Origin of the sequence: Ramlibacter sp. WS9, from assembly GCF_003797765.1 — a bacterium.
In the GTDB taxonomy this organism is placed as follows: Bacteria; Pseudomonadota; Gammaproteobacteria; order Burkholderiales; family Burkholderiaceae_C; genus Ramlibacter.
Map to the genome: position 1 here is coordinate 1 of NZ_RKMB01000008.1, position 12,612 is coordinate 12,612.

Annotated in this window: 10 protein-coding genes; 2 read left to right on the forward strand and 8 right to left on the reverse strand. The window is 64.7% G+C overall.

Translation table 11 applies throughout. From position 1 onward, the window contains the following. The coding region (locus EEB15_RS13820; protein WP_370283586.1) for a transglutaminase family protein at positions 1-905 on the forward strand (905 nt) is incomplete at its 5' end. Positions 906-1,080: 175 nt separating this feature from the next. Here the strand turns inward: EEB15_RS13820 and EEB15_RS13825 are convergent. From EEB15_RS13825 to EEB15_RS13835, 3 genes are all read right to left on the reverse strand, one after another. After that, a complete protein-coding gene (locus EEB15_RS13825; protein WP_141510456.1) occupies positions 1,081-1,770 on the reverse strand; it encodes a hypothetical protein in 690 nt (229 codons plus the stop codon). Between the two features lie 110 nt (positions 1,771-1,880). Further along, positions 1,881-6,182 carry a DUF4214 domain-containing protein gene (locus EEB15_RS13830; protein WP_141510457.1) on the reverse strand — a complete coding sequence of 1,434 codons (4,302 nt, stop codon included), beginning with the start codon at positions 6,180-6,182 and terminating at the stop codon, positions 1,881-1,883. A 175-nt stretch (positions 6,183-6,357) separates the two neighbouring features. Continuing rightward, positions 6,358-7,437 (reverse strand): cytochrome P450, encoded by a 1,080-nt coding sequence (locus EEB15_RS13835; RefSeq protein WP_158290104.1) that lies wholly within the window; start codon positions 7,435-7,437, stop codon positions 6,358-6,360. 71 nt (positions 7,438-7,508) lie between these two features. Here EEB15_RS13835 and EEB15_RS13840 point away from each other — a divergent pair, with 71 nt between their 5' ends. Beyond that, entirely contained in the window at positions 7,509-8,036 is a 528-nt protein-coding gene (locus EEB15_RS13840; protein WP_141510459.1) for a transcriptional regulator, read from the forward strand. 25 nt (positions 8,037-8,061) lie between these two features. On the opposite strand, the gene EEB15_RS13845 is transcribed toward EEB15_RS13840, so the two are convergent. The 5 genes from EEB15_RS13845 to EEB15_RS13865 are packed head-to-tail and all read right to left on the reverse strand — an operon-like array spanning position 8,062 to position 12,587. After that, a complete protein-coding gene (locus EEB15_RS13845; RefSeq protein ID WP_141510460.1) occupies positions 8,062-8,271 on the reverse strand; it encodes a hypothetical protein in 210 nt (69 codons plus the stop codon). 60 nt (positions 8,272-8,331) lie between these two features. Then, on the reverse strand, positions 8,332-9,108 hold the full coding sequence (locus EEB15_RS13850; RefSeq protein WP_141510461.1) for an enoyl-CoA hydratase/isomerase family protein: 777 nt from the start codon (positions 9,106-9,108) through the stop codon (positions 8,332-8,334). Beyond that, positions 9,105-10,304 (reverse strand): CaiB/BaiF CoA-transferase family protein, encoded by a 1,200-nt coding sequence (locus EEB15_RS13855; protein ID WP_141510462.1) that lies wholly within the window; start codon positions 10,302-10,304, stop codon positions 9,105-9,107. Before EEB15_RS13855 ends, EEB15_RS13850 begins: the two co-directional genes overlap by 4 nt. Before the next feature lie 12 nt (positions 10,305-10,316). After that, a complete protein-coding gene (locus EEB15_RS13860) occupies positions 10,317-11,282 on the reverse strand; it encodes a tripartite tricarboxylate transporter substrate binding protein (RefSeq protein ID WP_141510463.1) in 966 nt (321 codons plus the stop codon). Positions 11,283-11,336: 54 nt separating this feature from the next. After that, positions 11,337-12,587, reverse strand: a complete 1,251-nt coding sequence (locus tag EEB15_RS13865) for an alanine--glyoxylate aminotransferase family protein (protein ID WP_141510464.1) — start codon at positions 12,585-12,587, stop codon at positions 11,337-11,339. Between the last annotated feature and the right edge of the window lie 25 nt (positions 12,588-12,612).

A 12,612-nucleotide genomic window follows, 5' to 3' on the forward strand; every position in this document is an offset into this window, starting at 1 on the left:
ATCTTCCCCACGCCCCCATCCGCCTTCGCTACAAGGCGGACCTGCGCTATGACGTGCGCTCCGCCGCCTGCGACTTCGTCTTCAACGTCCAGGCGACCCGCACGCCGCACCAGCGCATCGTGTCGGAGCGGCTGGAGATCAGCCCGCCAGTTCAGACCCACACCTACGTCGACCCGGTGAGCCAGGCGCAGTACCTGCGCTTGCGTGCCAACGAAGGCCCTCTGCGGGTTGTCTGCGAAACCGTGGTCGACTTGGCGCATCACCGCGCGGCGCCCGCGTCGCTCGGCGAGGTCTGGATCAGCGAACTGCCCGCCCCGGTGTTGCCTTATCTCTACCCGAGCCGCTATTGCGAATCGGACCGGTTGCAGCGCGTCGCGTTCGCGGAGTTCGGGCACCTGAGCCAGGGCTACCAGCGCGTACAGGCCATCCATGACTGGGTACTGGCGCATGTCGCCTTTCTGTCGAACACCTCCGACGGCAACACATCCGCGTGCGACACGCTCGTCACCAAACAGGGGGTGTGCCGCGACTTCGCGCACCTGATGATTGCGCTGTGCCGCGCGGTGAACATTCCGGCGCGGTTCGCGACCGGCATCGACTACGGCGCCGACCCGAACCTGGGGCCACCGGACTTCCATGCGTATGTGGAGGCGTATGTCGGGCACCGCTGGTACCTGTTCGATCCTTCCGGCACGGCCATCCCCATGGGCTTCATCCGGCTGGCCACCGGCCGCGACGCGGCCGATGCCGCGTTCGCATCGATCTTCGGCGGCGTGGAATGGCAAAGGCCGCTGATCGAGATCGAGGCTATTGCGGGGGAAGACGGGGTGCGGCGAGTGCCTGTGCGGTGTGACGATGCGTTGTCTACGGATGCCGGGCCGGCGGAGCAGCTCACTCAGCCTTGAACTCGACTCGCAAGGCAGACTGCGGCACCAGCACGAGATGGCCAGGATAGACAAACAGATGAATTGCGCAGCACTCTTCCTCTGGATACTCCCCCAAGCGGCTGCAATCGCGCGGGAAACTGAAATATACGAACGTGCTGACCAGTAGTCGACCTTACAGGCGCGTTGAGCACATTCACTCCGTCCACCCGGTGACCTTGGCAACGTACCAAATCAAAAGCGTTACCGCGGGCAGGCCGACGAAGCAAAACAACAATACATAAATCGCGGGGTGACGGCTCGACTTTGCAGCATGGTACGCACGTTGATAGGCCTGCTGGACTTCTGCGGCGAGGCTCTCGCTACCCGGCTGAAGTGGAAGGCGCAATACCATGTGCAGCGGCGGACCATCGGCCTTGGGGATGATCTGATAAAACTCGATCCAATCGGCGCGGACGGTGATCCCGACATCCTTCTCCAATGGCCGGAAGTCCTCGCCGATCAGGATGCCGTCTCGGGTGACGACGACTTCGATACCGGCCTGGCCAGGAGGTTGTGCGAGGTCGGCATCGTTGGGGCGCACGTTTTCCAGCTTGTCCCACTCGTTGCTGTGATGACGAAACCACGCCCATCGCGCCGGATCGATCATCCATCGCGCGAGCACGCCCTCGCCGGAGCGAAGGCGCATCAGCCGCCTCGCTTCGTCCCACCGAACGATCAGCCACACCCCACTGATCAACATGGCGCCGAGACTCAGGAACAGGATCATCTTCCTGACCACGAGATCCTCACCCGACCGCGGCATGACAAGCGCCGGCACAAACACGGCCAGCGAAATCATGAAGACCACTGCTGCCCGGTTGCGAGAACGGATGTAGTCAAACATGAAATGGATCTGCCTTTGACGAGTCGGGATGACAAGAAAAAGCCCCCACCTGTTGCCAGAGCGGGGGCCTTGTGCGTGTCACCCCGGCGAACCGGGGAGCCGTCTTGCCTTTACAGGAAGAAGGTGTCGTCGGTGAAGTCCTTCTCGTAGCCGAAGTCGGCCACACCGATCAGCTGGACCGTGTCGTCAGCAGCGCCGGCCACCGTCGACGTCACCAGGCTGATGGTGTACACGCCGTCGTTCGTTGTGCTTTCGGTCATGGTGATCCAGCGGGTTGCCACGCCGTTCGCCGTGCCGACGATGCCATTGGCTTCGCTGCCGCGGATGTCGTTGACCTGGTTGCTGTCGTTGATCACAACGCCCGTGACATCGTACGACGTGAAGTCGATATAGTCGAAGTTGGGTGCCTCGCCAGGCGGAATCACCACCAGCTCACCAGGCGTGGCGTCCACACCAACCGTGCCTGCCACAGTGCCAACGATGTTGTTGGTACCCAGGTCAAAGTCAGCGGCGGTGCCGATCGGCTCGTCGCCAACCACGGTCGACTGGAACGCAACAGCCGTGCCGTCACCCGACAGAGAAACCGACCAGCCAGCAACCGCAAAGGCCGCTGCGTTTGCTACCAGCGTCGCAGCCAGGGTCACCGAGCCGTCGCCAGCCAGATACGGGGTGTTCACACCGTCGAAGACGAAAGCACCAGCAGCAGCAGCAGCCGTACCAGCCGTGTCGAAGTCGACGATGAAGTTGGAGAACGTGCCCGGCACCACGGGGTCAACACCCTCCGAGATTGTGCCGACCAGCACCGTACCGTTGCCGTTCGCGGCGCCGAAGTAGGTACCCGTGAAGTCCGCGGGTGCCATATTGGGCGTGACGTCCCCGTACAGCTTGGCCACGAGGCTGACCGAGGTGCTGACACCCGGCGTGAACGGACCATCAAATTCCCAGTTGGCCGAGCCGTTGCTCGCCGTCCACTGCTGGTAGAACTGGAACGCGACGTCTTCGGCGGGGATGACACCCATGACCGCCGGGGCAGCCAAGGTGACGGTCTTGCCGTCGAAGATGATCGTCTGAGCAGCCGGGCTGCCATCCGAGTCGCTGAAGGTGACCGTGATTGCCTCACGGACACCGCCCGAGCCGGTCTGGTATTGGCCGCCCGGAAAGTAGTTGTCCTGGAAGTTGACGATGCTGTCGGTGCCGTTGGCAAAGCCGTTGTACACCAGCGTGTCGTTGCTCCAGATGCCGGTGGCCAGCACGATGACGTCGTTGCCCGTGCCGCCTTCGACCTCGTTGTCGGCCACGTTGTCGCTGTCGGCGCCGTCAAGGATGATGCTTTCGTCCGAACCGTACGTCGCGTCCGTCGTCGGGTTGTAGCCGTCCAGCAGCGCGCCGGTCGGGAGAGCAGCAGCCGAGAACAGCACCAGGGCCGGGTTCGTCTGAGCAGCCGTCAGGGAAGCGGTGGAGAAGCGGACCGTCAGCTGGTCGACCGCGTTGGTGGTCAGCGAATCGATGCCGTAGTCAGCCCAGCCGTCGTTCATCTGGCCGTCGATCAGCGAACGCACGATCAGGGTGTGGGCCGGGCCGTCTTCCGCCACCAGCAGCTTGCTCAGCACCGGGTCGGAATTGATGGCCAGCTTGATCGCCTGGTTGATGTGCAGGTCGGTGATCGCGACGTTGGCGAGCTTGCCCACGCTGTCGGCGATCGCAACCTTCTTGCTGTAACCCATGAAGTTCACGGTCAGTTCGGCATTGACGGCCGAGACGCTGGCGCCGTTTTCCGACAGCAGGTCATTGACCTCGGTGTTGACCGAGTTGAACACCCAGGTCGCCTTGCCGTCGTTGAACACGTCGCTGGTGGCCAGCACGCTCACCGAGTCATCGCCGAAGGGGGGCGGGAAGATAGAGAAAACGTCCTCGCCACCGGTGTTGTCGAGGTAGATGGCGTCGTTGCCGGAGCCGCCGTCGATCACCCAGTTGCCGCTGGCCAGCGTGCGGATCGTGTCGTCGCCTGCATCGCCGTTGATGTTCAGGTTGGCGTTGATCGCGCTGTTCAGGTACCAATTCTCGAAGGTGGGGCCAATGACAATCGCGGCCTGTTGTTCGATCTGGAAGGTTGCGGCGCCGTCGCCGATTCGTGTCACGATTTCGTCGTTGCCGGCGCCGCCGTTGATGGTCAGTTCGAAGTCTTCGCGGGTCGTGGAACCGGCCTTGGCCAGGTTGTAGTCGCTCAGCCACAGGTTGATGTAGTCGTTGCCCGTACCGCCGGTGTACACGAACTCGACGTTGTCCAGTTCAGGCGCGTCATTGGCTTCGTCCACCAGCGTCATGTACTTTTCGGTCACGTCGTTCGTCAGGCCCGCGTACAGCGTCAGGTCACCCTTCAGGCCGCTTGCGTCGAAAATACGCACGTCCTTCAGAGCACCCTGGTTGCGCCAGCTCGGATCCACCACGTCGCCCAGTTCCATCGAGTCAGGCAGGCTCAGGAAGGGGGAGTTCTGGTTGCCGATGGTCAGGTCGGCGTAGCTGCCGGTCTGGGCTGCATTGGTGTCGACATAGACTTCGCGCAGGTTGTTGCCCGTGGAGTGCATGTAAGACAGCGAGCTCGGCTTGTCGGCTGCGCCGGAAACCGTGACGTCGAAAATGTCGATGCCCTTGCCGGCGTACTGGTCGGTCCACTGGTTCTGGCCGTCCTTGTACATGCTGCCGATGAGCAGACCGCCGCCGTCACCTGCCAGGCCGACCTTCTCGAGTTCGACGTTGATGCGCAGCTCTTGGCTTTGATCGGACGGGGTGGCATCAGCGCGCTCGTAGCGGTTGGAGTTACCGATCGGCAGGCCGGTGTCGGGGTTGATCGGCGAGTTGTTCGCCTTGAGCAGCTGCAGGTCGTCTTCACCGACGATCAGCGTGTTGGCGACGCCGCCCGTGGTGCCTTCAACGCTCAGCGTGACGCTTTGGCCAACGCGTTGCATGCCGGTGGAGGGGCTGATGTCCGACAGGAAGTCGGCGCCGAATTCGGCCGTGACGGATTGCAGGGCCAGGTCGCCCGGGTTGGCGGCCTTCAGGACCACGAGGGCGTCCTGGATTGCGGCCAGCAGCTCGTCGTACGTCTCGATGTCGGTGCCACCGTTGTTGAAGTCTTCGTCGATGATTTCGTCGAGGTCGTAGCTCACGCCGTTGAGCGTGAAGTTCAACTCAGCGACGTAAACACCGGTCAGCGGACGGAAGTCGGCGGTGTTGACGGTTTCGTCGTACGCGTCTTCGTTCATCAGACGGATGTCGATGCTGGGACGGGTGCGCACGATCGACGGGTTCAGGTAGTCCTGGTCGAAGTAGACGGACAGGTCGGACTCGGCCCAATGCGAGTCACGGTTGCCGGTGTAGCCCATCACGACCGTGAGGTCGGACAACTCACGGGCGGTGCCGGTGTTGTCTTGGGTCGTCATGTTCTGGATGACCAGGTTGGCATCGGAGTGCCAGGAACCGATCATGTCCACGCCCAGCATGTCCTTGGCGTTGATGTAGACGTTGGTCTCACCCAGGCCGAGGTTGCCGAGTTCGCCCAGGCCGGGGATGTTCAGGCCCATGATGCCGATGCCGGAGTTGACGGCTTCGATCTTCACGTTCTCGATGCCGGTGGTCATCGGCTGGATGGGCATGGTCTGCGAGCCCAGGAGGCCGCCTGCGCTGCCGGCGAAGACGCCTGCAGTGACCTTGGCATTCAGCGCGTCGGTGCCGGCGCCGCCGGCCAGGACGTCGCCAGAGCCCAGCGTGTTGACCTGGTGGCCCAGGGAGTTCTGCACCACGAAGGAGGTGAAGGTGTCGTTGGCGTCGCCGCCGGCCTTCACGTCTTGGCCCACTTCCAGGAAGATGGACTGGGGCGTGTCGGGCGATTCACCCACGGTGCCTGCATCGATGTCGGCGATGGCTGCGTCGACGGTGGCCGGGTCGGCGGTGACGTCAGCCAGGACGATGGTGGCGTTGCCGGCGGTGCCGCCGTCTTCAGCGTAGTACTGGGCGACTTCGACCTTGTTGTTGAACAGGGCCGCGCTTGCCAGGCCGTCCGGATCGGTGCCGTTGTAGTTGGCGATGGCCGTGATCATTTCGGTGATGACGGAACCGGGGGTTGCACCGGCGGCGTTGAGCTTGCCGGTCCAGAAGGCCAGGCCTTCGGCGTCAGCCGTGCGGCCCAGAACGTTCGAGTAGAACGAACCGATGATTTCCTGGTTGGTCATCCAGGTGGGGAAGTAAGCGCGGGCGGGCGCCGTCGCGAACATGGCGTCCGCGATCTGCGTCATCGACTGACCGCTGTTGCGCTGCGAGACCCAGAAACCCAGGCCCTCGCTGTCGGGTGCACGCCCAAACAGGGCGACGTACAGCTGAGAGACTTCTGTACGCATTGCTACGGTGATTGCCATTCAAAACTCCTGAAGAAAAGGGATGTGTCTGGGATATCAGAGCAAATGCACCCAGCTCTGCCATTGCGGAGTATAGGTCTTACGGATGCACTTCTTGTGATGCGCATCACACTCATCAAAAAGACTTGCTTCGGCCCGGATTGCGGGATCGAGCCCGCAACGACGATTTCAAACCTCAACTGACCGCTGAAAAAGTCGGAATTCGGGCGTTGGGCAACGGCCGGTAGCCTGTGTGCTCAGCAAACAAACCGAGCCCGGCGGAGGCGACGAGTGTTCGCAGCGCAGCCGCGGCAATCTCGACGGCGATCGACTCCCCGGGGCAAGCATGCGCACCGGCACCAAAGCCCAGTCCGCGGCGAACGGCGCGGTGGGCATCGAAGGCATCGGGATCGTTGTTCAGTCCCGGGTCGCGGTTGGCGCTGGCCAGCAGCACCAAGACGCCCTGCCCTTGCGTGATGGTCTCGCCAGCCAGCACCAGGTCGGTTGCCGCAAAACGCCGTGTGTTCTGCACAGGCGGGTCCCAGCGCGCGACTTCGGAGACGACGGCCCGCCACTCTTCGGGTCGCGCACCGGGCGCCAGCACTTCCGGCCGGCGCCGCAGGGACAGCACCGTGTTGCCGATCAAGCCGGCTGTCGCGTCGAGCGATTGCTGCATCAGCGCGATCCGGTTGGCCGAACGCACCGGGTCCAGGCCCTGCGCTTCGCCTTGCGCCACCAGTTCCGCCACGGCGTCGTTCGCGAGTGCAATCATCTGCCCGCTTGCATTTGCACCGATGCCTTGCACAAACGCCTCGACGCAGGCGACGGTGCGATCCAGCGATGCCGGCGGCACGCCGAGCAGCCGTGCGATGCTCTGCACCGGTACCGCGCTGAGGAAGGCATTGGCATTGACACGTGGCGCCAGGTCACGCACCGCCTCCTCCGCCGCCCCGGCCACGTCTGCCAACGTGAACCGCGCTGCAGCCCGCTGCACATCCGGCCTGTGCCGTGCGTGAAACTCACCGTCATTCATCCGAACCAGCCGGGCAAACACTTCGCCCACCGGCGTGCCCACCAGCGCCTTCGGCACCGGCTCAGCCGCCGGGCGCACGCGCAGCGCCGGATGCGCCAATGCGGCTTGCACCGCATCGGCGGTGGCTGCGACCCACAAGCCCAAGCCGGAGTCGTAGCCCACCGGGCTTTCCCGCCGCAGGCGCGCGTAATACGGGTACGGATCGGCATGTGTGGCCGCGGCGACGGGATCTCTTGGAATCATGAAGTGGGTATCGAAGTTGTCTGGACCCAAGTGTCGGCAGCAACGCCCCACTTGTCGAGCATCTGAAGCGCTTGCTCGAAGACGGCCTGCTGGAGTCCGCATCGCAAGGCCGCCACAAGTACTTCCGCTTCGCGTCGGAACATGTCGCGCAGCTCGTCGAATCGCTCATGCGTGTGGCACCGCCGCGCAAGACTGCGGCGGCCGCGAAGGCACCCGAGCCGATCCGCGCCGCACGTTACTGCTACGACCACCTGGCCGGAAGTTTGGGCACGGCACTGCTGGCGGCGATGCTGCGCAAGAGCTGGGTGAAGGATGCGGGCACCGACGCAAAGCAGCTGGAACTCACCGCCAAAGGCGAGAAAGCATTGGCGCTGCTCGGCCTCGACGTCGAAGCAACGCGCAACCGCCGTCGCCAGTTCGCCTGCCGCTGCCTCGACTGGTCCGAGCGTCGCGACCACCTGGGCGGTGCGCTCGGCGCGGCGTTCGCGGAACATTGCAGGGGCGCGGACTGGATCGAGCGGCAAAAACACAGCCGCGTGGTGCGCGTCACCGAACTGGGCGGCGAGGCGTTCAGCCGCCTCGGCCTGAAGCTCGGCTGACCAGGCTCAGAAGCCGAGCCGCGGATCAGGCAGCCTTGGTGCGGCCGCCCACTGTGCCCGTGCCTCTGCAAGCCGGGCATTCGTTCCCGGCGCGGCGGCCCGTTCCGCCGCATTCGGAACACGGCTTCTTCTCCGCACTCGGCGCAACGGCCACCACGTCCATGGCCGCCCCCGGGTCTTCTTCACCCGCGGCGGATTGCGACAGGTCTTCAGGCTTGGGCAAGGGCGTATTCATGATCAGCCCATGTTATGCAGCAGCAGGTGTCGCCCATGTAGGACGCCACCGGCTTCAGGATCAACGGCCGCGCCAAGCGGGGCCGCGCTTTTCGGAGAACGCTGTCACGCCTTCGCGGAAATCCTCGCTGCCGTAGGCGCGCACGATCAGGTCTTGTGCATCAGGCAAGTCCCGCAACACCAGGCGACGCAGCGCTTCCTTGGTGACTGCTTGGGTCACGGGCGCGAACGAAGCGAGCCGTCGGCACAGGTCCGCGGCCGCGCTGTCCAGCGCATCCGGCTCGACCACGTCAGCGAGGTAGCCGCAGCCTCTTGCCTCCTCGGCCGTGAGAATCTCGGCACCGACCAGCATGCGCTGCACGCGGGGCTTTCCGAATGCGGCCACCAGCCTCGCGATATTCGCCATCGACAGGCAATTGCCAAGCGTCTTGGCGATCGGCACCCCCAAACGCGCCGTGGGTGTGCCGATCCGGATGTCGCAGGCCGTAGCAATCGCCAGCCCGCCGCCCACGCACCAGCCTTCGATCACGGCCAGCGTCGGGATGGGCAGCGCTTCGAGGCGCCCGATCCCTTCGTCGATACGCTCCTCGTAGGCAACGCCGTCCTGCCCGCCTTGGAAGACCTTGAACTGCTCGATGTCGGTTCCCGCCACGAACGCTTCGCCGCCAGCGCCGCGCAAACACGCAACGCGAACAGTGGGCTCGTTGCGCAGGCGATCGCAGATTGCCGCGAGCTGCTCGTACATCGTCCACGTCATCGCGTTGCGCGCCGCGGGACGGTCGAACACGATCGACGCAATCGCGCCATCGATCGAAAGACGCACAGCTGCCTCGCTCATGCCGCGAACGCGCCTTGCGCCTCCAGCTGGGCACGCTCTTCATCGCCGATGCCGAGTTCCGCCAGCACCTCGCTGTTGTGCTCACCCAGGAGCGGCGGATGCCGGCGCACCTGCTGCGGCGTGCCCGACAGCTTGACCGCGAAGCCGATGTTGGGCACCTTGCCCTCGATCGGGTGGTCGATCTCCATCTTCATGTGGCGAGCGGTGCCGTGCTCGCCTTCGAACGCCTCCGGGTAGCTGAGGATCGGCCCGGCCGGGATGCCCGCTTCGAGCAGCGTTTCTACCCAGTAGTCCTTGGGCTTCTGGCGGAAGGACTTCTCAAGTTCCACTTCGAGCGCGTGGCGGTTGGCCAAGCGCAGTGAAATGGTCGAGAAGCGCTCATCGGCCAGCAGCTCCTTGCGGTCCATCAGCGTGCAGAGCTTGTCCCAGAGCTTCTGGTTATTGGCGCCCATCACGAAGTAGCCGTCCGACGAAGCCATCGCCTGGTACGGCGCCGTCATCTTGTTGGAGGTGCCCAGCGGCTCGGGCGGCTTGCCCGTACCCCAGTAGTCGCAGATGTCCCACACCGAAAACGCGAGCGCCGAGTCGAAGAGCGATGCGTCGACGTACTGCCCCTGCCCGCCCGCCTTCACGCCGATGTAGGCAGCCAGCGTGGCATAGACCGCGAATAGCGCGCAGCCGATGTCGGCAACGGGGACACCGGCCTTCACCGGCGGGCCACCCGGATAGCCGGTGACACTCATCACGCCCGACATCGCCTGCGCCATCAGGTCGAAGCCCGGCCGGTCGGCCCAGGGGCCCGTTTGGCCGAAGCCCGAGATGCTCGTGTACACGAGCTTCGGGTTCACCGCCTTCAGATCTTCGTACCCCAGGCCCAGCCGCTTCATCGCGCCGGGACGGTAGTTTTCGACCAGGATGTCGGCGTCCTTCGCCATGCGCAGCAACAGTTCGCGCCCGGCTTTGCTCTTGAGGTTGAGCGTGACGCTGCGCTTGTTGCGGTTCATGTTGAGGAAGCCCATGCTGTCGGGCCCCTTCATCTTGAACCCCATGGAGCCGCGCGTCTGGTCGCCCGCACCCGGCGGCTCGATCTTGATCACGTCCGCACCCAGGTCGGCCAGCAACATGCAGGCGTAGGGTCCCGCCATCACCTGGCTGATGTCGAGGACGCGAACGCCCTCCAAAGGAAGCTTGTTCATGTGACGTGCCGGTCAAGCTTCGCCCTTGACCCCGCCGTCCTTGATGATCTTCGCCCACTTGATCTGTTCGGCATGCATGAACTCGCCGAACTTCTCCGGGGTGCCACCGCCGTCTTGCGCACCGGACGCCGCAAGCTTCTCCATCACGTCGGGCATCTGCATCACCTTGTTGATGTCCTCGTTCATGCGCTTGGCCATCGCGGGGGGCATCTTCGCCGGCCCCGCCAGGCCGTACCACGTCGTCGCCTCGAACCCGGGGAAGCCCGACTCGGCCATCGTTGGCACGTTCGGATACGCCGGCACGCGCTGCTGGCGCGTCTGCGCGATGGCGATCGCCTTGCCGCTCTTCACGTGAGGCGTCGCGGCCGTCATCGTGTCGAAGCTGTACTGGATGGTGCCGCCGATCAGGTCGGTGAGCATCGGGCCCGATCCCTTGTAGGGCACGTGGATCGCCTTGACCTTGGCGGCCAGCATGAACATTTCCAGCGCCAGGTGTTGCGCGCTGCCGGTGCCGGCCGAGCCGAAGCTCACCTTGCCCGGGTTGGCGCGGCACAGCTCGACGATGTCCTTGACGGTCTTGGCGGGCTGGCTCTCGTTGCAAATCAGCAGGTTGGGCGTCACGCCCACGAGGATGATCGGAGCGAAGTCCTTGGCCGGGTCGTAGTTCACTTTCTGCAGGCCGGGCGTGATGGCCTGGCTATTGATGTGCGCCATCAACAGCGTGTTGCCGTCGCCGGGCTGCTTGGCCACGTAGTCGGCCGCGATGGTGCCCGAGGCGCCCGCCTTGTTCTCGACGATGACCTGCGTTTTCCACATGTCGCCGAGCTTCTGCCCGATGACGCGCGCAAGGATGTCGGTGCCTCCGCCGGGCGCGAAGCCGACGATGATGCGCACCGGCCCCGGCGGCAGTGTCTGGGCGAAAAGCATGGGAGCGGCGAGCGTCGCCGCGGTGGCGATGGTGAAGGTTCTTCGTTGCATATGTCCTCCGGACAAGGAGAAAACGGGGTCCCTTCGGGACGCCCGTCCTTGGGGTTAAGCCGCCTTTTGCAAGGCGACCGGCGCCGGATGCCCGGCAAAGAAGTCCATCGCCGCCTGCACACCCGACCCCGCGAGCTTCACGCCCGCGAGCTTCAAGCCCATCTCGCAGCCGGCCAGTGCGCCCATCAGCGTGAGGTCGTTGCAGTCGCCGAGGTGGCCGATGCGGAACATGCGGCCCTTGACCTTGCCCAGGCCGGTGCCCAGCGAACAGTCGAAGCGCTCGTAGATGAGGCGGCGCACCGCGTCGGCGTCCACGCCGTCCGGCACCATCACGCCCGTCAGCACCGGCGAATACACGGCCGGGTCGGCGCACTGGATTTCGAGACCCCAGGCTCGCACCGCCGAACGAACGCCCTCGCCCCAACGCACATGCCGCGCGAACGTGCCCTCCAGGCCGCCGTTCTCGGGCGCGAGCAGCATGTCGCAAGCCTCCGCCAGGCCGTACAGCAGGTTGGTGTTGGGCGTGTAGGGCCAATAGCCCGTCTTGTTCATCTCGATGATTTCGTCCCAGGCCCAGAACGCCTTGGGCAGCTTCGCGGTCTTGCTCGCCTCGATGGCCTTGGGCGACACCGCGTTGAAGCTGATGCCGGGCGGCAGCATCAGGCCCTTCTGCGAGCCGCTGATGGTCACGTCCACGCCCCATTCGTCGTGCTTGTAGTCGGCAGAGGCCAGGCCCGAGATGGTGTCGACCAACAACAGGGCCGGATGCTTCGCCGCATCGATGGCCTTTCGCACGGCAGCGATGTTGCTGGTGACGCCGGTCGATGTTTCGTTGTGCACCACGCACACCGCCTTGATGGCGTGCTGCGTGTCGGCTTTCAGGCGCGCTTCGATCATGTCGGCCTGCACGCCGCGGCGCCAGCCCGCTGCGTCGGGCAGCCTGTCGTCCTTGCCGGTCAGCGTGAGCACTTCGGGCTTCAAGCCCAGGCGGGCCGCCATCTTGATCCATAGCGACGCGAAATGGCCGGTCTCGTACATCAGCACGGGGTCGCCGGGGCTCATCACGTTCGCGAGCGCCGCTTCCCATGCGCCGGTGCCGGACGCCGGATAGATGATGACCGGGTGCCGGGTCTGGAAGATCTGCGCGATGCCCTTGAGCACGCGCAGACCGAGCACGCCGAATTCCGGACCACGATGGTCGATGGTGGGCAGGCTCATCGCACGCAGGATGCGGTCGGGCACGGGGGACGGGCCGGGAATCTGCAGGAAGTGCCGGCCGGTGGGATGGAAATCGAGCGTCAGCATGGTGCGGGTCCAAGTTGCAAGGTCG

Excerpts from the sequence above, each read along its gene's own strand:
- EEB15_RS13825 (WP_141510456.1), bottom strand. The coding sequence starts at position 1,770 with ATGTTTGACTACATCCGTTCTCGCAACCGGGCAGCAGTGGTCTTCATG.
- EEB15_RS13850 (WP_141510461.1), bottom strand. The coding sequence starts at position 9,108 with ATGAGCGAGGCAGCTGTGCGTCTTTCGATCGATGGCGCGATTGCGTCG.
- EEB15_RS13865 (WP_141510464.1), bottom strand. The coding sequence starts at position 12,587 with ATGCTGACGCTCGATTTCCATCCCACCGGCCGGCACTTCCTGCAGATT.
- EEB15_RS13855 (WP_141510462.1), bottom strand. The coding sequence starts at position 10,304 with ATGAACAAGCTTCCTTTGGAGGGCGTTCGCGTCCTCGACATCAGCCAG.
- EEB15_RS13835 (WP_158290104.1), bottom strand. The coding sequence starts at position 7,437 with ATGATTCCAAGAGATCCCGTCGCCGCGGCCACACATGCCGATCCGTAC.
- EEB15_RS13845 (WP_141510460.1), bottom strand. The coding sequence starts at position 8,271 with ATGAATACGCCCTTGCCCAAGCCTGAAGACCTGTCGCAATCCGCCGCG.
- EEB15_RS13860 (WP_141510463.1), bottom strand. The coding sequence starts at position 11,282 with ATGCAACGAAGAACCTTCACCATCGCCACCGCGGCGACGCTCGCCGCT.
- EEB15_RS13830 (WP_141510457.1), bottom strand. The coding sequence starts at position 6,182 with ATGGCAATCACCGTAGCAATGCGTACAGAAGTCTCTCAGCTGTACGTC.